Annotated in this window: 16 protein-coding genes and 2 pseudogenes; 13 read left to right on the top strand and 5 right to left on the bottom strand. The window is 68.9% G+C overall.

From position 1 onward, the window contains the following. The first annotated feature begins 337 nt into the window (after positions 1-337). Both ACIBN2_RS27865 and ACIBN2_RS27860 read left to right on the top strand, forming a co-directional pair. On the top strand, positions 338-1,009 hold the full coding sequence (locus ACIBN2_RS27865) for an anti-sigma factor family protein (protein WP_399138277.1): 672 nt from the start codon (positions 338-340) through the stop codon (positions 1,007-1,009). Between the two features lie 96 nt (positions 1,010-1,105). Further along, positions 1,106-1,615 carry a hypothetical protein gene (locus tag ACIBN2_RS27860; protein ID WP_399138275.1) on the top strand — a complete coding sequence of 170 codons (510 nt, stop codon included), beginning with the start codon at positions 1,106-1,108 and terminating at the stop codon, positions 1,613-1,615. A 7-nt stretch (positions 1,616-1,622) separates the two neighbouring features. Here ACIBN2_RS27860 and ACIBN2_RS27855 read toward each other — a convergent pair whose 3' ends face one another. Further along, positions 1,623-2,501 carry a UbiA family prenyltransferase gene (locus tag ACIBN2_RS27855; RefSeq protein WP_399138273.1) on the bottom strand — a complete coding sequence of 293 codons (879 nt, stop codon included), beginning with the start codon at positions 2,499-2,501 and terminating at the stop codon, positions 1,623-1,625. Positions 2,502-2,611: 110 nt separating this feature from the next. Here ACIBN2_RS27855 and ACIBN2_RS27850 point away from each other — a divergent pair, with 110 nt between their 5' ends. From ACIBN2_RS27850 to ACIBN2_RS27840, 3 genes are read left to right on the top strand one after another with little or no spacing between them, the layout of a single operon-like run. Continuing rightward, positions 2,612-3,688: a type III polyketide synthase gene (locus tag ACIBN2_RS27850; RefSeq protein WP_399138271.1), complete on the top strand. Its 1,077-nt coding sequence runs from the start codon at positions 2,612-2,614 to the stop codon at positions 3,686-3,688. 7 nt (positions 3,689-3,695) lie between these two features. Next, on the top strand, positions 3,696-4,244 hold the full coding sequence (locus ACIBN2_RS27845) for an isoprenylcysteine carboxyl methyltransferase family protein (protein WP_399138269.1): 549 nt from the start codon (positions 3,696-3,698) through the stop codon (positions 4,242-4,244). After that, positions 4,229-5,260, top strand: coding sequence for an NAD(P)/FAD-dependent oxidoreductase (locus ACIBN2_RS27840; RefSeq protein ID WP_399138267.1), 1,032 nt, complete (start codon positions 4,229-4,231; stop codon positions 5,258-5,260). Before ACIBN2_RS27845 ends, ACIBN2_RS27840 begins: the two co-directional genes overlap by 16 nt. 201 nt (positions 5,261-5,461) lie before the next feature. Here ACIBN2_RS27840 and ACIBN2_RS27835 read toward each other — a convergent pair. Further along, positions 5,462-6,507 (bottom strand): annotated as a pseudogene (locus ACIBN2_RS27835) (transposase). A gap of 248 nt (positions 6,508-6,755) precedes the next feature. Between ACIBN2_RS27835 and ACIBN2_RS27830 the strand changes: the two are divergent. The 5 genes and pseudogenes from ACIBN2_RS27830 (at position 6,756) to ACIBN2_RS27810 (ending at position 14,339) form a co-directional block, all read left to right on the top strand. Continuing rightward, positions 6,756-7,157: a hypothetical protein gene (locus ACIBN2_RS27830; RefSeq protein WP_399138265.1), complete on the top strand. Its 402-nt coding sequence runs from the start codon at positions 6,756-6,758 to the stop codon at positions 7,155-7,157. Between the two features lie 1,107 nt (positions 7,158-8,264). Then, positions 8,265-12,491: a CHAT domain-containing protein gene (locus ACIBN2_RS27825; protein ID WP_399138263.1), complete on the top strand. Its 4,227-nt coding sequence runs from the start codon at positions 8,265-8,267 to the stop codon at positions 12,489-12,491. A 113-nt stretch (positions 12,492-12,604) separates the two neighbouring features. Next, positions 12,605-13,102, top strand: a complete 498-nt coding sequence (locus ACIBN2_RS27820) for a hypothetical protein (protein ID WP_399138261.1) — start codon at positions 12,605-12,607, stop codon at positions 13,100-13,102. Between the two features lie 109 nt (positions 13,103-13,211). Next, positions 13,212-13,811 carry a winged helix-turn-helix domain-containing protein gene (locus ACIBN2_RS27815; protein ID WP_399138259.1) on the top strand — a complete coding sequence of 200 codons (600 nt, stop codon included), beginning with the start codon at positions 13,212-13,214 and terminating at the stop codon, positions 13,809-13,811. Between the two features lie 47 nt (positions 13,812-13,858). Next, positions 13,859-14,339: pseudogene (locus ACIBN2_RS27810) on the top strand (transposase). A 159-nt stretch (positions 14,340-14,498) separates the two neighbouring features. Here ACIBN2_RS27810 and ACIBN2_RS27805 read toward each other — a convergent pair. Then, the gene (locus tag ACIBN2_RS27805) at positions 14,499-14,639 is read right to left on the bottom strand and encodes a hypothetical protein (protein WP_399138257.1); all 141 of its coding nucleotides are present in this window, start codon (positions 14,637-14,639) and stop codon (positions 14,499-14,501) included. Between the two features lie 273 nt (positions 14,640-14,912). Here ACIBN2_RS27805 and ACIBN2_RS27800 point away from each other — a divergent pair, with 273 nt between their 5' ends. The 3 genes from ACIBN2_RS27800 (at position 14,913) to ACIBN2_RS27790 (ending at position 16,664) form a co-directional block, all read left to right on the top strand. Then, the gene (locus tag ACIBN2_RS27800) at positions 14,913-14,966 is read left to right on the top strand and encodes a hypothetical protein (RefSeq protein WP_399138963.1); all 54 of its coding nucleotides are present in this window, start codon (positions 14,913-14,915) and stop codon (positions 14,964-14,966) included. 439 nt (positions 14,967-15,405) lie between these two features. After that, positions 15,406-16,143, top strand: coding sequence for a hypothetical protein (locus tag ACIBN2_RS27795; RefSeq protein WP_399138255.1), 738 nt, complete (start codon positions 15,406-15,408; stop codon positions 16,141-16,143). A gap of 344 nt (positions 16,144-16,487) precedes the next feature. Further along, complete coding sequence (locus ACIBN2_RS27790) at positions 16,488-16,664, top strand: hypothetical protein (RefSeq protein WP_399138253.1); 177 nt, start codon at positions 16,488-16,490, stop codon at positions 16,662-16,664. A 99-nt stretch (positions 16,665-16,763) separates the two neighbouring features. Here ACIBN2_RS27790 and ACIBN2_RS27785 read toward each other — a convergent pair whose 3' ends face one another. Beyond that, on the bottom strand, positions 16,764-17,012 hold the full coding sequence (locus ACIBN2_RS27785; protein WP_399138251.1) for a hypothetical protein: 249 nt from the start codon (positions 17,010-17,012) through the stop codon (positions 16,764-16,766). Between the two features lie 836 nt (positions 17,013-17,848). Beyond that, positions 17,849-18,716: pentapeptide repeat-containing protein (locus ACIBN2_RS27780; protein ID WP_399138249.1), on the bottom strand; the 868-nt coding region annotated here is incomplete at its 5' end.

Raw genomic sequence — 18,716 nt, 5'->3', positions numbered from 1 at the left:
CCGGCAAGCTCTGTCCACAGGTGAATCCGTGGTCTCCGGAGGCATGAGCGATCACGAGCAGCAGCAGCCGGCCCCGCGCGGCGGCAAGGTCTTGGAAGCCCTATGGTCCGGGTGCGCGACTGCGACTGACTCCGGCAGCCGGAGGGAGCGGTGATTCCGGCTTTCGGGGTCACCGCTCCGTCGTGTACGGCACCACCTTCAAGTCGAGCGTGAAGGCGACCCTCGGTGCGGCGGATGAACGTGGGGTGCTCGATGCGCGTATATCGGGTTATAGCGACCTTCCGTATGTAGGCGCCTGTTCAGTCGGCAGGGGGGACGGAGGTGGGGTGACGATGCGATGGCGTGTCGCGAGAGCCTTGCTCTCGGTGCCTACCTGCTGGGGGTGCTCGAGCCGGCGGAGTGCTCGGCCATGGAGCGGCACATGGTCCGCTGCGCGGAGTGCCGCGCCGAACTGATGGAGCTCGCGCCGCTGGTCGGGCTGCTGCAGGATGTGCCCTTCGAGGAGCCGCTGCAGATGGCGCAGGCCGGTCCGACACCGACCGCCCCGGGCGCGGCGCCCGAGTCGGTCGACACGGCTCAGGCAGTGTCCCGCGTCGTACGGCGCGCAAGGGGCCGCCGGGCCCTGATCGCCGGCGTGCTCGCAGCCGCGGCCGCCGTCACGGGTGTCGGCGTATCTCTGAGCATGCAGAGCAGTCAACCGCCTGCAGTCCCGTCGGCGGTCACGGTCTCCGCCACCGACCCGGCCACACACGTGACCGCCTCCGCTGCGCTCGCCCCGGGCGCGACGGGTGCGTCGATCCGGCTTCGCCTGTCAGGACTGCCCCCGGCCGTCTGTCGACTGGTGGTACACGCCCGTGACGGCCACACCGAGACGGCGGCCAGCTGGACGTCCGGCTACGCCGCCGCGGTCAGTGTCCCGGGATCGTCCTCGCTCGGTGTGCGCGACATCGCCCGCATGGACGTCGTCACCAGCTCTGGCCGACTCCTCGTCGAGCTCCGGCCCCGGTGAGCAAGATCTACTCAAAGAGTCAGCATTACGGATGAACTGAGAAGTGTCCTGATACGTACCACCTGAAGAAGGGCGACGGACTCAAGGAGGCGCCCCATGAAAGCCAAGGGACCCGCACCACGCGTACCGTCCCAGACACGGCGGATACTCGCCCTGAGCGCCAGCCTGTGGGTGCTTCGCCTGCTCACCGCCGCCGGTCTGGCGGTGGACGCCTACGTGCACGCCGACCTCGCCGCGACCTACGACCCGGTCACCAAGACGATCAGCCAGGGCGATCTGTTCCGCATCGAGGCCGGTGCCGCGGCCCTGGCGGCCCTGTTGGTGGTCATCTTCGGCACCAGGCCCCTCGTGTGGGTTTACGCGCTGCTGGTGGCTGCGGCCGGCCTCGCCGCCGTGCTGCTCTACCGGTACGTCGACGTCGGCTCGGTCGGGCCGCTGCCCAACATGTACGAACCCACCTGGTATCCGGAGAAGACCGCGTCCGCCGTCGCCGAGGCGGCAGCGATGCTCACCGCCGCCGCGGGGCTACTCCTGGCCCGCCGCCTGCGCACGAACTCCCGTGGAAGTGGGGCGGTCCCGGCGCTCATCGGTGCGCGATCGAAATGATGCCTCGTCACGCGAGGTGCGCGCCGCTCAGGAGCAGGAGGGCGACATCGGAGGCGGCCAGGCCCAGACACAGGAGGAAGGGGGTCCGGCTCCGCCCGGCCGGCCAGAGGGCGACGGTGAGCGAGAGCGCGCAGGTCGCGGCGAGCCCGGCTCGTTCGGGCATGCCGACGGGTCCCGCCGGGCCCAGGACCAGCACGGCCGAGCCGGCAGCGAGCGCCGATGCTGCCAGCGTCCGCGCGCCGCGGAGGCCGGCGCGTTGGGGCAGGCCGCGGATGTTCACCGCGAGGTCGTCGTCGATGTCCGGCAGGACGTTCGCGGCGTGGGCGCCCACTCCCAGCAGCGCGGCGCCGGCCGACGCCCACCAGTGCGGCCATGGGCCACCCGGCAGGGAGAGGGTGACGAACGCGGGCAGCAGCCCGAAGGCGACCGCGTACGGCAGCCACGACCAGACGGTGCTCTTGACGCCTAGGTTGTAGCCCCAGGCCGCAGCCACACCGATCAGATGTGTGCCGCCTGCCTGCCACCCGTTCGCGAGAGAGAGCGGCACACAGGCCACGAGGGCGCAGCCCGCCGCGATCGTCACCGCCCGCGCCGAGACCGCTCCGGTCGCCAGGGGCTTGTCGTGGCGCGTGGCGGCCACGTCCCGGTCGACGTCGATCAGGTCGTTGCTCCAGCCCACCGACAGCTGCCCGGTCAGCACCGCCGCCGCGATCAGCACCGTACCGGCGCCGCCCCGCCCGGATGCGGCGGCCAGCGCGGTGACCACCGCGGTCACGGCCGCCGAGGGCGCGGGGTGCGCAGCCTGCAGGAGGCCGATCGCGCGCCCGGTTCTCCAGTGGCGAGGCACCGCGGTGGCCGGGGTTGCCGAGGTTTCGACGCTGTGCACGCCCCGAATGCTAGGCGCGGCCGGACCGCTCCGTCTGCTCCCACGCTCACGAAATGCCGGTGATATGCGCCTTGTAAGGATTATTTGATGATCGTCCGTATTCTTGCCGGATGACGCGTATCGCCGCCGTCCACGGAGCGCTGCCGGCTCACCGCTACCACCAGCGCGAGATCACCGATGCGCTCGCAGTGATGCGCCTTCCCGGAGCTACCGCCCCCGAGCGGGACCGTGGCGTGCTGGACCGGCTGCACGCCACAGCCTGTGTCCACACCCGCCACCTCACCCTGCCGCTGGAGCGGTACGCCCTGCTGGACGGCTTCGGCCAGGCCAACGACCTGTTCATCGAGGAAGGCCTGCGGCTCGGCGAGGAGGCACTGCGAGCCGCCCTGGACGACGCCGGGCTCGCCCCGCACGAAGTGGACCTCGTCTTCGCGACCTCGGTCACCGGGATCGCGGCTCCGTCCCTGGAGGCCCGGCTGGCCGGGCGCATGGGGCTTCGCCCGGACGTCAAGCGCGTGCCGGTCTTCGGCCTGGGCTGCGCGGCCGGCGCCGCCGGGCTGGCCAGGGTCCACGACTATCTGCAGGGCCACCCGGACCAGGTCGCGGTGTTGCTCTCCATCGAGCTGTGCTCCCTCACCCTGCAGCGCGGTGACACCTCCGCGCAGAACATGGTGGCCGGTGCCCTCTTCGGCGACGGTGCCGCCGCGCTGGTCGCCGTCGGCCGGGACCATCCCCGCCTCCAGGAGTACGCCGGACCTCAGGTGGTGGCCACCCGCAGCCGCCTGTACCCGGGCACCGAGGACGCCCTCGGCTGGGACATCGGCGACAGCGGCTTCACGATCGTTCTCGGCGCCGAACTGCCGGAACTGGTCCGGCTCCACCTGGGCGAAGAGGTGCGCTCGTTCCTGGCCACATACGACCTCAAGCCGGACGACATCACCGGCTGGGTCTGTCACCCCGGCGGCCCCAAGGTCCTGGAGGCGCTCCAGGACACACTCGGCCTCGGGCCCGACTCGCTGGAATTGACCTGGCGCTCCCTCGCCGAGGTCGGCAACCTCTCCTCCGCCTCCGTGCTGCACATCCTGCGCGACACCCTCGCCCTGCGCCCGCCCCCGGTCGGCAGCCCCGGCCTGCTGCTGGCGCTCGGGCCGGGCTTCAGTTCCGAACTCGTACTCCTGCGGTGGTAGGTGACAGATGACCAGCTACACCGTGCTGATCCTGCTGGTGGCCGCCGAGCGGGTCGCCGAGCTCGTCGTCGCGCGCCGCAACGCCTCCTGGAGCCGCGCGCACGGCGGCGTGGCGTACGGGGACGGTCACTACCCGGCGATGGTCGCCCTGCACACCGCACTGCTGGTCGGCTGCCTCGCCGAGACCCAGCTCGCCCCGCGGCCCTTCCAGCCGCTGCTCGGTTGGCCGATGCTGGCCCTCACGCTCGGGGCACAGGCGCTGCGCTGGTGGTGCATCAACACCCTCGGACCGCGATGGAACACCCGCGTCATCGTCGTACCCGGCCTGCCGCTGGTCAGCGCCGGTCCCTACCGGCTGCTGCGCCACCCCAACTACCTTGCCGTGGTCGTGGAGGGACTCGCCCTGCCGCTGGTCCACGGAGCATGGCTGACCGCGACCGGCTTCACTCTGCTCAACCTGCCCCTCCTGACCGTCCGGCTCCGCTGCGAGAACACGGCACTGGCTCGGTCCGCCCCACCTCCGGCCCCCGCGACCCCGCCATGCTCGACCTGCTGATCGTCGGCGGCGGGCCGGCCGGACTCGCCACCGCGATCCACGCCGCCCGCGCCGGACTCGACGTGGCCGTGGCCGAGCCCCGGCCGACGCCGGTCGACAAGGCCTGCGGCGAAGGCCTGATGCCGGGCGCGGTGCGAGCCCTCGCCGAACTGGGCATCGCCCCGCCCGGGCAACCTCTGCGCGGCATCCGCTACCTCGACGCCGCCGCCGACGCCCGGCACCACGCCGAGGCGGGCTTCCGCCACGGACCCGGCCTGGGCGTGCGGCGTACGGACCTGCACGCGGCACTGGCCCGGCGGGTGGCGGAGCTGGGCGTCCCCGTGCACCCGGTCAAGGTCGACGCAGTCACGGTCCGTCAGGACGCCGGCAGCGTCGGCGCAGCCGGGCTGACGGCCCGATACCTCGCAGCCGCCGACGGCCTGCATTCGCCCGTCCGCCGCCATCTCGGCCTGGACCTGCCCGATCCGCGCCCACCCCGTTACGGGCTGCGCAGACACTTCACGATCGCGCCCTGGACCGACCACGTCGAGGTCCACTGGTCCACGCGAGCCGAGGCCTACGTCACCCCGCTGGGGCCCGAGCTGCTCGGCGTGGCCATCCTCACCAGCGAGCGGGCACCCTTCGACGTACAACTCGCCGGCTTTCCTTCCCTGGCCGCCCGCCTGGCCACGCACACCTCCTCAGCCGTCCGCGGCGCAGGACCGCTGCGGCAACGGGTCCGCGGCCGGGTGGCCGGCCGAGTCCTCCTGGTGGGCGATGCCGCCGGATACATCGACGCACTCACCGGCGAAGGCATCTCCGTCGCCCTGGCCGGTGCCGCCCAGCTCGTCCGCTGCATCCGAGAGGACCAACCCCAGGACTATGAACACGCCTGGCGCCGGACCTCACGCCGCCACCGACTCCTCACCGACACACTGGTACGCCTCCGCGCCCACCCCCGACTCACCCGCCTGATCGTCCCCACCGCCGCGCGCCAGCCCTCCCTGTTCGCCGGGTTGGTCAACGGCCTGGCATGAAGCCCGCTTTAGCGGATGTCCTCGCCCGCCTCCCAGTCGGGGGCGGGCGAGGACAGAAAGTCGTGCCCGTCCGCACCCGCATCCAGAACGCCGCCGCAGTCCCGGCCGGTCAGCGGCCTTGCCGAGCCTCAGCGTTGGCGGACGAGTGGTGCTACCTGGACTCAGCGCGTGTGCATCTGGGGGGTGCTCCTATGGGTTTCGTCAACCCGTAAGGCTTGGTTGTGGGTCGTAGAAGGTGCCGTCGCGGAGCATCGCGAAGAGCACGTCGGCTCGTCGTCGCGCGAGGCAGAGGAGGGCTTGGGCGTGGTGCTTTCCCTGAGCGATCTTCTCGTCGTCGTAGGCCCGCGAGACTGAGTCGGCCAGGGCCGCGAACGCGGACAGGAAGAAGGCTCGCTTGAGCTGCTTGTTGCCTCGGCGGGAGGGCTGTTCGCCGCGGATGGAGGACCCGGAGTTTCTGGTCGCCGGGGCGGGACCGGCGTAGGCGGCGAGGTGGGCGGCGGACGGGAAAGCGGTGCCGTCGCCGACGTCGATGAGGACGCGGGCTCCGGTCCTGACGCCGATGACGGGGATGGACGTCAGGACCTTGGAGAGAGGGTGGTTCTCCAGCAGTTCCTCGATCCTGGCCGCGAGGAATTTGCGCTGGTCGAGCACTGCCTGCAGCCAGTTGGCCAGGCTGGGAACGATCAGAGCGGCGGCGTCCGTGCCGGGAACGACGACGGTCTGCTCGTCGAGTGCGGTGAAGATGTCATCGCCCAAACGCTCGGCCATCCGCGGCGCCTTCGACCGCAACAGTGAGATCAACCGGCGGCGTCCGGCCTTGCGGATCTGGGCCGGGGAGCCGAACTGGTCGAGCAGTGTGAGCACGGCCGGGTTGAGCAGGCCGCGCAGCCGGTTGGAGATCTGGCCTCGCCGGGATAGAGATCAGCGATCCGCCGCGTCGTCAGACGCGGAAGATAGGCCACCGCGCAGCCCATGTCCTTCGCGACCGCGATCGGCAGGGCGCCGATCGCGGCGGGCTGGCCGACGATGACGAGGACGGTGCGGTGATTGGCCTTCAACTTGCCGAAGACTTCGCGGAGTTCGGGCTCGCTGTTTGGGCAGCTGCTTTTCGAAACCTTCTTCCAGGTCGGGGTGACGGCGGTGGCATGGTGTTCGCCCTTGCCGACGTCCAGGCCGAGGAAGCCGGCTCTCACTGCCGACGCGGGGATCTGGCGAGCGGGCCGGCGAACGACCCCAGTGATCACCATGGCGATTCGGACCGGGCAGCCGACGCCCGTTCTGGGCAGGCCGGGCCACCCACGCATGGGTGCCCTCCGCGGCGGCACAGCTGTGCGTGGTCGTCCCGTCATGCGATCTCGTGGTCGCGGTCACTGGCGCCGTAACGCAGGAGGAGGAAGTCCTCGACCCCTTGTGGGAGTGCCTGCTGCCCGGCCTGGACCACGCGTGAAGCACCCGCGACGACGAGATCCTCGCCGATCGGCTGCGGCGGCTGTCAATGGCGCTGGTGTCAGGTTCGGCCGACCCGGGGCGTTCGGCCAGCGGGACACTCGACGCCTCCGCCGAAGGCTCGGCCCTGCCCGACGGAACGACGGTGATCATCGATCCCGCCGACGGCGGATGGACCGTACGGTTCGTGTCGCTCTTCGACGTCGAGGTCGGGCAGGGCGACTGGCAGGAAAGCTCCCCGCTCGGCCGACCTGTCGTCGCGGCCGGTGCCTGGCAGGGCAGCACGTTCGTCGCTGATCTCCACGTCGTCACCACCCCGCACCACGTTCGGTTGGTCGTCGACGCCGAGGCGAGGACCGCGGTGGCGACATGGAGCACCGTGCCCTTGACCGGCCCCAGCCTGGAGTTGCATGTGCGGTCGCCACTGATGACACGGCCCGACGTCGCGTAGATGATGAGCCTTGTCCGGCCCTCAGGATGACGGAGTCGACGAGGAGGGGAAGAGGTACAGCGTGGCGGCCTACATCCCCAAGTCCAGTATCAGGGCGGGCTGGGGGTACGAGGCTGTGCTCCAGCACGAAGGGCTGAGCGCTGTCGGTCGGTTTCCCCCAGATGTCCCCCACTGACCACGCTTTGAGGGAACTCCCTGGTGAGACGGTGCGGGCGGAGCCCGCTGTAAATCTGCTGGCTCATCTTGTACGCGCTGCCTAACGTGCCCAGGTGCGGAAGCTGTCAGGCTTGATGCCGAGCGAGCAGGCAGCCATGGCCGTGGTGACGAGGGGCTGGCAGTCACGTCTGGTGGAGCCGTCAGTCTCCAGCGCGCAGGTCACTGATTGGTCAGCGCCTCCGCGGGACCGCCGGAGGCCTTCGTCGCCCCCGACAATGGCCCAGTGGATTCAACGACTTTGCTCGGCCTCGCTGGCATCGGCGGCACGCTTCTTGGCACGGTCGCCGGAGCGGCTGGCACCCTGGGCTCGGCAAGGATCACCAGCCGGGCACAGACGGACACGGAGGAACAGAGGGCCCGTCGGCAGGCATACAGTGCGTGCGCGACGGCTCTCCTCGCTCGGCGGGACGCCGTAGCCGCGCTCTTGGACGTGGGTCTGGTGCAGGTTCGGGTGACAGGTTGACCTGCCCCACGGTTTGGGTTCCAGCTGCGGTGGCTGACTGGCAGCGTGGATGGTGTCTTGTTCGGAGAGTAGTTCGTACTCGATCGGGGTGCGGTAGCCCAGTGCTGAGTGGCGCCGCTGTTGGTCGTTGCTTGCGGGGGCACATGAGCACGTGAGGGGTCTCCTGTCTGCCGCGAGATCCTCTTGAAAACCTGTCCCGTGACTAACGCTTGCCTGTATACATGAAGTTCGGTTCTCGGCAGGTTTGGTTGGAAATGCGGACTGGACTGCGATGTCTGGACGGGCTGTGCCAACTTCGCTGGCAGCCCACTGGTTTGGCGCGCCCGGGAAGCGCTCCTTGCCCACGGACGGATTGCCTCAAGACAGTACGAAGTACCGAACCGTCCGCTGTCTGATGTCGGGCGCGCCAGGGTGAGGGGAGGCGGCACATGCTGCCATCGGGGGCCAAGGGCTGGCAGGCCCTGCGGCTGGAGGTCAAGGACTGGACGAGTCCGTCGCGGTGGCGGTGGCTGCTGTCGGGATCGGGGGGTGAGTTCCTGGCGGATCACGAGGTGGATCTGGATGCGCCGGGCGGGCGGGACGCGCCGGGGTGGGAGGGTTTCACGGACCTGGAGTGGTTCCTGCGGTGGCGGGCCGCGATCGACCGGCGGTTGGAGCACGAGGCCGAACTGCTGAGCGACGTCGGGGAGTGGATCACGGAGTGGGCACTCGGCCGAAGTGTGGCGCGGGAGCTGGCACGGCGTCCGGGACCGGTGCACCTGGTGGTGCCGCCGGGGCCGGCGCAGATGCTGGCGTATCGGCCGTGGCAGGCCGCCCAGGTGCACGGTCGGACGCTGGCGGAGTCGAGGGTGACGTTTGTGACTGATCCGCTTGGACGGCCACCGACGATGAAGCGCCCCGTGGGGGAGAAGCTGCGGATGTTAGCGGCGTTCAGCCTGCCGGAGGACACCACGGCGTTGAATCTGCGCCGCGAGCGGTATGCCCTGGCTCGGTTGGTGAACGACATCGCGGAGGTGAACAACCGGGCAGTGGAGTTACGGGTGTTGCAGTACGGTGCCACCCGGCACCGGCTGGAGGAGGCCCTGCTCGAAGCGGAGGGGTGGGATCTCCTGCACATGTCCGGGCACGGCCTGCCCGCAGGGCTAGTGCTCGAGGACGACACCGGCCGACGTGATGTGATCGAGGCGGACGAACTGGTCGATCTGATCGGCGCGGCGGGTGACCGTCTGAAACTGATCACCTTGTCGGCGTGCGAGTCGGCGGCGCTGACCGCTGAGGATCATCTGCGTCTTCTCGGCCTGATGCTCCCTGAGGGTGGCGAGCTGGGGCGGGGCTCGGACGGGACGCCTTCGGGGGACGGTGCGGGGCGCAGTTGGGGTGTCCCTGGACATGGTCCGACCGGTTCCACGCCACCGAGTCGTCCCATCCATGGTTCCTGGGAAAATCCCTGGCAATCTGACGACGCGGGGTTGTCGGTGCTGGCCACTTTGTTGGCGGACCGGGTCGATGCCGCGGTGTTGGCGATGCGTTACCCGGTTGTGGACGACTTCGCGATCGGACTGGCGGAGCGGTTCTACGACCTGGTTCTGGGCAAGGGCCAGCCGGTCGATCGGGCGCTTGGGCTGACCCTGACCTCGACCCGAGTGATCCCCCTGCAACCGACGGCAGGAGTACCGGCGTTGTCGGCGGCCACCCCGGCGCTGTTTGGGAATCGGGCGCTGGGCCTGGAGTTGGTCGCCCCTGTGGGCGAGCCGCTGGTGTTCCAAGCCGAGCGGGAAAAGCTGGCGAGGTTCCCAGGCCAGCCTGCCCGGTTCGTGGGCCGGGTCGGGCCGATGACCCGGGCCTCCACCGCCCTGGCCCCGCGCTCGAAGGTGGCAGGGGTGCTGTTCCACGGGATGGCCGGGGCGGGCAAGACCGCCTGTGCGGTGGAGTTGGCCTACGCCCATCAGGACACCTTCCGTGTACTGGTCTGGCACCAGGCCCCACAGCAGGATCAGGACATCGCGGCGGCCTTCACTACCCTGGCGGCAGACTTGGAGGCACAGATCCCCGGTCTGCAACTGCTGCACCTGGCCGACAGCCTTCCCCAACTGAAGGCGTTCTTGCCCACGCTGACCGAGTTCCTCGAACGGAACCGAGTGCTGCTGGTGTTGGACAACCTGGAGTCCCTGCTCACCAGCGATGGGAAATGGCGGGACGAGCGGTGGCGGCTGCTCATCGAGGCGGTCACGGTCCCGAACGGCCTGTCCCGGGTAATCCTCACCTCTCGGACCTGCCCCGCCAGCCTGCCAGCGGGAATGCGGACCGAGCCGGTGCACGCGCTGGCGTTGCAGGAGTCGGTACTTCTGGCCCGCGAGTGGCCCAACCTCAAGCCCCTGATCGACACCCCCACTGGGGGCAGTCACGACCCGCGGTCCGGGCGCAGCTTGGCCGCTCGCGTCCTGGCGGTGGTGCAGGGGCACCCGAAGCTGATCGAACTGGCCGACGGGCAGGCTGCCGACCCGGTGGCGTTGGCGGCCCGGCTGGACGAGATCGATACCACCTGGCTGACCCGCGGCGTCCGGCTGCAGGATTTCCTGGACACCGGCCAACCCCAGGGCAGTGATCAGGATTACTACCAGGTGTTGGCCACCTGGACCCGGGCCACCGCTCAGCGGCTGCCGGCTGCATCGGGGGTCTTATTCACGCTGTTGGCTGGGCTGGAGGACGACGACCGGACCTCGATCGTCGTCGAGAAGTTGTGGCCGCTCTTGTGGCCGGAGCTGGGGCATCCCGACCCGGCCCCGCCCATCGACGTGGCGGTGGGGCCTTTGCTGGAGCAAGCTCTGGTCGCCGTCGACACCAACCCCAGCATGAACGAGGTGGCCCGGTATCGGATCCATCCTGGGGTCGCCGAAACCGCCCGCAGCCACACCCCACCCGCCATCACCAACCTGATCGACACCCACACCGCTCAGCTCTGGCTGGCCACTCTCGCAGGGGGGCTGGAGCGAGAGCGGGAGGGAATGGGGGAGCTGATCCTGCACGCTGCCAAGGCCGCAGCTCCGTACCTGGCTCGCCAGAGAGACTGGACCACCCTCGTCGGCGTTCTGGGCGAAGTGCTGATCCGTGACACGTCGCCAGATACCGCGGCCGCGCTGCTGCCGTTCCTGCAGGCTGCCGTCGAAGCCACAACCGGAACGAGCCCGAACCTGGAGGTCCGGTGTGGATTCACCCACGCCCGTGCCCTGGGCCGACTGCGGCCCACCGATGCCGTACTCGAGCTGCGTCGTCTCCTCGACCAGGTCCACCAACGCGGCGACCACAAAGCCGCTTCGGTCATCGCGGGTGAACTGGCCAACTGGTGTCGGGAAATGGGCCGGTACGAGGAAGCACTCACCCTGCTCGATCAGATGCACGAAGACATTCGCGCCGCCGGATATGGGCCATGGACCCAACTGTCGGTTGAGAGCCGGCGGCTGCAGATCCACCTGCTGCAGGGGGCTAGCCGTCATGTTCTGGAAGCCGTCGACCGCATTCGGACCCACATGGCCACCCTGCCAGACCCGCCCGACCAAGCCGAGACCGCCGAGCCGTGGAACATCCGCGAGACTATCCTCGACGTCGGCCGCGCCGCAGCCAGCGAACTGGAGGAGTGGCAAAGGGCCCTGGACCTCAACGCCGAAAACTTGCGCGTCAAGAAGGAGCGAGGCGCCACCGAATATAGAACGGCCCAAGCCGCATTCAATGACTACGGCGCCCTACGGGCCCTCGGCCAACTGGACAAAGCCCGTGCTCTGCTGCTGTGGTGCCGAGACGTCGACGAGGCCAACCACGACATCTCCGGCCTTGCCAAGGACCTCGGCGCCTTGGCCGACATCGAATACAGCCTGGGTCACGGTGAAGCGTCACTCTCCCTGCAACGTGACGCCCTGCGCCTGACATACACGACCGGGGATATCGCTCATATCGGAATCACTCACCACAACTTGGCCAACTACCTCAACGGATACCCCCATCAGACCGAACTCGTATGGGCGCACCGACTTGCCGCCGCCGTCATCGCATACCAGACCAACTCCGGCCTGTTACACGGACGGGTCTCCGCCATCGCAAGACTGCTGCGCGTGTCCGACGCACCACCACCGCCCGCCACGTTCGGGCAGGTCTGCGCGATCGTGGACCAGATAGACGGGGTCTACCTGGCCGCCCTGGCGGCTCAGCTTCCCCGTCGCGCACAGGATGAGCAGGCCGCGATGGACGAGGTGCTGGCCTTGGCTCGCGCCATACCAGCCGAGCAGGTCCTCAACGTGCCTCGGCATCTGCGGGCCTGGGAGCCGGTCATATCCGCTTTGGTCGCCACCGTCGACAGTCCCAGAAACAAGAACGGCGCACCGGGCGGCGCCGAGGGCGCCCAACACCAGCAAGCAGCCGCGTTCTTGGACAAAGCCCTGGACGAATGCGCGAAGACCAGCGACTGGGCCGATCTGACCGCCGTCATGCGGCGGGTACGGGCCGGGGACCGCGACCGGGCCGCGCTGGCCGCGGGCCTGGACGAAATCGACACCGCGATCCTGGCGCGGACCCTGGCCGCATTGGACGACTCCGACCCGGTCGACCCCACGCTCTGGGCCACTGTCAACAACGGCGACTCTCCCGACGAGAGTGACCTCTGATCGATGCAGCGCTGTCGGCGCTGGCAGACTGAGCCGTTGCGGCCCGCCTTCTCCCCCTTGATTCAGTTCCCGTTGCAGCCCCTGAACTCCCGCATAGGAGGGCCTAGATGCACGTGTCCGAGGTTGACTCACTCACCGACGAGCAGGCGATCGCCGTGCTCGCCCTGGTCCTGGACCGAGACCGACGCCTGCCCGACCTGGCCCGTGCACGGCAGCTGGACGCCCAGATCCGCGAGGCCGCCGGGGAACCCGTCGAGGTCGAGGGGACGACCGGGCCGAGCATCGTCGCGGCCGACGGAGCAGTGACCCCAGGCGCACTAGCGCGGGACACCCTGGGCTATCTGGTCGCCGAGAGGCTCGACGCGGCCCCGGTGATGGAGCGGGCGATCGCGATGACACGGCAGGGCATCAGCGCCTCGTCACGGTTCGACCCAGTGACGGTTGGGGTGGGCGCGCTGGTGGTGCTGGCTCTGCAAACCGACCTGGAATTGGAGCGCACCACCGCCGGGAAGTGGCGGTTCAAGGTCCACAAGAAGGCGCTCAGCGACAGCGTTCTGGGCAAGCTGCTCGGCAAGCTGATCGCGACGTACACCGGAGGCAGTGGCCAGTAGTCCTGCGCGCGGCGCCACGTCGAACAACGACGGCCATGGCGGCTCGCACGTCGGTGAGCCGCCATGAGCCATGTCCGCCCGACTGCACCCACGCATCTAGAGATCTTTAATGGTGGAGGTTACGTCGGGTCGTGACGGTTGGTGTGGGCCGCGCTATGCCGGAGGGGTGAGGTATCCCGATGGCGGTGGGCTGACGGCCGAGGAACGGGTTCGCCGTGAGCAAGTTCGTCTCGCGGCAGCTGACTTGATCGAGGCGGGAGCCAGTGACCGGGAGGTGGCCCGGCGGTTCAGGGTGACGCGGATGTCGGCGAACCGCTGGCGTCGGGCCCTGGCGTCGGGCGGCCGGCAGGCCCTGGTCTCCAAGGGGCCGGGCGGCGCCCGCTGCAAGCTCAGCGCCCGTCAACTGCGTGTTTTGGAGGCGGTGTTGGAAGCCGGTCCGGCCGCATGGGGTTTTGGCGACCAGTGCTGGACGCTGGCGAGGATCGCCGAGATCGTGCACCGCCGGTTCGGTGTCGAGTACACCCTGGCCGGGCTCGACCTGCTGCTGCATCGCATCGGCTGGAGCGTGCAGGTCCCGGCCCGCCAGGCCACCGGGCGGGACGAGTCGAAGATCACTGCGTGGAAGGACGAGCAGTGGCCCGTCATAAAAAGAGGGCGGCGGACCTGGGCGCCTGGCTCTGCTTCGAAGACGAGGCAGGTCAGGGCCTGAGGCCGCCCAAGGGCCGCTCGTGGGGCCGCCGCGGTCACACCCCGGTCGTGAAGGTCACCGCCCAAGGCACCAAACGCGTCTCGATGGCTGCGCTGATCTGCACCAAAGCCGACCAGCGGTCACGGCTGATCTACCGCATCCACCTGGACCGCGGTCCCGCCAAGGGCCGGCGCAAGGGCTTCACCGAGACCGAGTACCGCCCGCCTGCTGGACGGCGCACACCAACAGCTCGGCGGGCCGATCGTGCTGGTGTGGGACAACCTGAACACGCACGTCAGCCGCACCATGCAGCAGTTGATCGCCGCCCGATTATGGCTCACCGTCTACCAGTTGCCGCCGTACGCTCCCGAGTTCAACCCGGTCGAGGGGGTGTGGTCGCACGTGAAGAGATCGCTGGCCAACCTCACCAAACACAACCTCGACCAGCTCACCGTTCTGGTGAAGACGCGGCTGAAACGGATGCAGTACCGGCCCGATCTCATCGAGGGCCTCACGGCCAGGACCGGACTCGACCTTCAACCCCCGTAACCCCAGCCGTTAAAGATCTCTAGCAGTCCGTGCAGCAGTCTCGGCTCAAGGACAGCCACGCGGCCGAACCGGCAGCGTTCGGACACCGTTCCGATATCGGCCCGCAGTTCATCACCCTGAGCTACATGGCACTTGGTGCACCGTTCGTTAACGGCACCCCTACTCGCGCGGCTCGACGCTCTCCGACGGCCCGTCGTTGACCCACATCGACAGGCCCACCCGGTACATCCAGCCCCCCAGCGGCCACTGGCGCCGCTCGTGCAGGCGGCCGTCCACTTTCTGCTCGTCCGGCAAGGTCACCGGACCGGGGGCAGGGCGTCGTCGGTGGGCATGCCGACACCGTACGGCGTGCGCGCGCCGCCGCAGCAGCGCCATCGGCGAGTACGGGAATCCCGGACTCACAGAATCCCGGAGTCCGCGGGTGAGCTGCGCCCAACGCGCACACCTCGGCGGGCCGCACCGCTACCGTCTCCGGCATGGTCGGCGAACCTGAACCCGTGCGCCCCGTGCTCTACCTGACCAAGACGTGTCTGTTCACCTGGGAGCAGCACCGGGCCCGGCGGCTGCCGCTGCGTGTGCGCGCTCTACCACCGGGGGCAGGGCACGTGCACCGCGGCCGCCGAATAGGCCAGCCGCCCCGCCCCGACCTGCCAGGATGAGGCCTTGTGCACCACCCTCCGCCCGCTGGGCACCGGACCTCAGTCCCACCCCCTCCCACCGGACACCGGCGTCCCACGGTCGGGCACCGTCGCCGACCGGGCCGCCGACTAGCTGCCCCGGCTCGTCGACGCCGGGCGCCAGTCGGCCCGGCGTGCAACCAGGTGCCTCCTCGGACCCGGCCCCGACCGGCCCAGCTGAACCTGGGACCGGACTGCGGAAGGTCCGTACTTGCGGAGTCCAGAACTCCTACGGTCGCGCCGCACCCGTGAGCGAACCCGGAGTCCGCACCTTGTGCTCGCGCTGAACCGGCAACAACCATGCACCGCCCCGGCAAGTGGAGTAATGCGCAGTGGCTGACCTGCCAGGACCGCCTTAGCTTCATGTTGTCCAGGCTGGAGGTCCGAGCATGACTAGGCCGGAAACTGACCAACGCCGGCTGCGCGGCAACCATCCCGAGCGGCGCCTGCCGAACCGACGATTCTGGATTCTTTGGCCCAAGCGCGATGGAGGGAACTCCACAGTGACGGTCGAGGGGAGCGGCGAGGAAAACAGGGAAGAAAGCCACGACTACGACAACTGCTGCAAGGTCGTGGATGCGGCCTACACGGCGGCGGTCGACCGGCTGACCGAACAGCGAGCCCGGCTTGAGGACCTCCGGAAGCGAGCGTCAGCCTTGCTCGCGGTCGCAGCAGCACTCGCCACCTTCGCCACCAGCATCGGACTGTTCAGCGCAGATTCGAGCAAGGGCCTGACCCTGCCATCCTGGTGCATGTGGGCCCTCATGGGGAATCTCTTGCTCCTGGCGATTTGTGTCTGGCGCGTCCTCCAGCCGACCCCCGTCAACTGGATGCACGGGGCCCCGGCAGTAGAGATGCTCGACTGCTGCACGCAGGGCCACGGGACGCTCAACATCAAGGCAGCCGCGATCAGAGGCATGAACACAGCAGCAAAGGATCAGAACGGTCGCCACCTGGATTTCTGTGGTTGGTGGTATCGCGCCGGCGCCTTCTTCTTGCTGGTCGAATTGCTGCTCATCGTTTCCGGCGTCCTCTACGAGCAGGAGCACAAGCCCGCTCCCGTACAGGAGCCCACGCAGACTGCGGCAGTCCCCGCCGCCCAGCCGGAGCGGGCGATCTGGCCGTAGGCGATGCGGGCCCGGATGCAGAGCGAATCCGGGCGGACTGGCAGTGGTACGCCCCTCAGCAGGATGCCAGAGCCCGGTACTCCCGCACTTACAGAGTCAGGGATTCAAGTTGCAGCCCTGAGCCGCCGCGTACACCTACGGCGGCGGCTCGTCGCAGGTCAGGCTGTCTGCGAGTAGGCCAGCAGCTCCGGGTTCTCCCGGGCGATCTGCGCCGAGAAGCGGGCCCGCCGCCGAGAGGGCCACGAGTGATCGGCCTACGGGGTGTCAGTGGTCCGTACGACACTGGAGGCATGGCGAGATACCCGCTCGTGCAGTGCCCCGCGTGTGACGACACCGTGGCGGCCGTGCCCACCAGAACGATCGGCATGCTCAGCGTGCACGACCACAAGCGCACGCCCCGGGCCCTGGTGCTGTGCCCCAGCTCCATGGCTCACGTGCCCGCCGCCGCCGTCGCCGTACAGGAAGAACTTCCCGAGGACGCGACCACCGCGGCCGCCGTCGAGACGCTCCCGCTGTTCTGACGGAAATACGGCTCGACAGTTCCTGGGCCGGCACCGGTCGGCCGACGTCGACGAGGAGCCCGTCAGGGACCAGCACGCGGCTGACCGGCGGCCGCACGCTCACCGCCCGCTGGCCACGGATACGGACGGGCTCACGGGCGGAGGCGGGCTCGTCTGGGTAGTGGCCGGGGCCTGCCCGGGGGTGCCCTGCTCGACGCGGGCTGGGTTCACCCCCAAGAGCTGTATCAGCAGCGCCGCGACGCCGACGCCGACCAGGATCGCCGTGCCAAGTTTCTCGTCCTTCTGTGCCAGGTAGATTGCGCAACCGGCGAGGGCGGCTACGACAATGAGAGTCAACAGGGTCACCATGGGTTGGGACCTCCTAATCCAGGCCCTGTGAGGGAGCCCGCTCGCCGCGTTCCGGTAAAGTCCTCGGTGAGCGGGCCTCTTGCTGTTCGTCACGGACACTAGTGAGCTGTCGCGTGATTGGCTTCATTACTCTGCGTAATCGAGTGCAGAAATGGGGTCATACACACTGCAGTTCTTGGTCGTCGCCGCGTGCCGCCACCTCCTCCGCGAGCGGGCTGCGGTTGTCTTCGTCGTCTCCCCTGGCGGCATGAATTTTTGGTAACTCGCGTGTAAGTCCGCAGCCCGCCAAGCCCGTTGCCGCTGTGCCAGCTTCGGCGAGAGTCCCGCGTACGCATGTCGACTTGGCGTCACACCAGGCCAATTTCGTGGGAAGGCACGTGACGAGGGGGTTGAGGAACATCGCCGACCGGGCCCGTCTGAAGTCGTCCCACGGATAACGGGCCATCATCTGTGGTGACCGTCACGGAGAGTGCAAGCGCCGGTTTTCGTTCCGATGTTCCAAGCGCCGCCAATTGCATCTGATGCGAACTCGCGACGGTATGCGCATCGTCGCCGTCCAGGGCGTCAATCACCCGGTCTGACCGGGGAATTGGGCTACTGCGCTGGTGCTCACGATAGCGGCTGGCAACGCGTGGACAGCACCGGTCCAGGGGGCTGGCCTGCGCCCTTCCGGCGACTCGCATTGGATGCGGTTTTCTCGCATCTGATGCGAGTGACGGAGGGTGGCAGATCAGTGGGGTTCAACGGGTCGATACCGGGGGCGGCGAGGCTGCTTCTGGTCGGCTGACTTGGCGACCACAACGTTATTCGGAGGCGGGTTGCTCGCGCGGCTGGGGTCATGCAGTCGTGTCCGGATCGCCCTGCGGCCGGGGTGGGAGGAGACCGGCCGGTGGTGCTGCCAACACGCCATTGTCGAAGGTCGGGGGCGTTGTCCAGTGGGCACCACGGAAGTTCACCTCGCCGCCGGAGAACTTGGCCGCGTCGAAGTTCACCTCGCCGCCGGAGAACTCGGCGTCGCGGAATTTCACCTCGCCGCCGGAGAACTCGGCGTCGCGGAATTTCACCTCGCCACCCGCGAACTGCGCGCGGGCGAAGCTCAAGGTGCCACCACTGAACTTAGCGCCGGTGAAGTCCCCGCCATCGAAGACGGTGCCAGTGAGGTCGAGGTGGTATTTGTTCCAGGATGCTTCGGGCGGGGTGAGGGACGATGTGAGGTGGTCTCGGATGGTTCGGATGACGGTGTGGCGGATTTCGCGGTTGGCTTGCCAGGCGAGGTGCTGTTCGGATGGTGCAGTCTCGTCGGGTTTGGGTGGGTAAGGCATGCGGAGGTAGGCGCAGAGGACACCGATGCAGGTTTGTCGGCGTTCGGTCCAGTCGTCGGCGAGTCCGGCCATGGCGTGGACGCCGGCGAGGCGACAGGCTGCTTCACCGTGGCCGAGGAGTTCGGCTGCGGTGCTAAAGCGTTCGTTGAGCAGGCGGGTCCGTTCGTGCTTCAGGGCCTCTTCGGCGCTTTGGCGGAGCGAGCGTGCGGAGCGCCGCGCGCCGAAGTAGGCACCTGTGCCGCCGAGCAGGCCGCCGCCGAGTCCCACGAGGAGGATCGCCCAGAGGGGGCTGCCACTGGGACGGCAGCCCCCGCACCGCACCGGTGCGCCGTTCGCTGCGGGTGGCCGCCACCAGCCCCAGCCGCCTGCTGCGCGCCGGCCA

Source organism: Streptomyces sp. NPDC050534 (assembly GCF_044457745.1).
Lineage (GTDB): Bacteria > Actinomycetota > Actinomycetes > Streptomycetales > Streptomycetaceae > Streptomyces.
Note: the sequence above shows the minus strand (reverse complement) of the source record. Positions and strands in the feature narration are given on the sequence as shown.

Excerpts from the sequence above, each read along its gene's own strand:
- ACIBN2_RS27865 (WP_399138277.1), top strand. The coding sequence starts at position 338 with ATGGCGTGTCGCGAGAGCCTTGCTCTCGGTGCCTACCTGCTGGGGGTG.
- ACIBN2_RS27860 (WP_399138275.1), top strand. The coding sequence starts at position 1,106 with ATGAAAGCCAAGGGACCCGCACCACGCGTACCGTCCCAGACACGGCGG.
- ACIBN2_RS27850 (WP_399138271.1), top strand. The coding sequence starts at position 2,612 with ATGACGCGTATCGCCGCCGTCCACGGAGCGCTGCCGGCTCACCGCTAC.
- ACIBN2_RS27845 (WP_399138269.1), top strand. The coding sequence starts at position 3,696 with ATGACCAGCTACACCGTGCTGATCCTGCTGGTGGCCGCCGAGCGGGTC.
- ACIBN2_RS27840 (WP_399138267.1), top strand. The coding sequence starts at position 4,229 with ATGCTCGACCTGCTGATCGTCGGCGGCGGGCCGGCCGGACTCGCCACC.
- ACIBN2_RS27830 (WP_399138265.1), top strand. The coding sequence starts at position 6,756 with ATGGCGCTGGTGTCAGGTTCGGCCGACCCGGGGCGTTCGGCCAGCGGG.
- ACIBN2_RS27825 (WP_399138263.1), top strand. The coding sequence starts at position 8,265 with ATGCTGCCATCGGGGGCCAAGGGCTGGCAGGCCCTGCGGCTGGAGGTC.
- ACIBN2_RS27815 (WP_399138259.1), top strand. The coding sequence starts at position 13,212 with ATGGTGGAGGTTACGTCGGGTCGTGACGGTTGGTGTGGGCCGCGCTAT.
- ACIBN2_RS27795 (WP_399138255.1), top strand. The coding sequence starts at position 15,406 with ATGACTAGGCCGGAAACTGACCAACGCCGGCTGCGCGGCAACCATCCC.
- ACIBN2_RS27785 (WP_399138251.1), bottom strand. The coding sequence starts at position 17,012 with ATGGTGACCCTGTTGACTCTCATTGTCGTAGCCGCCCTCGCCGGTTGC.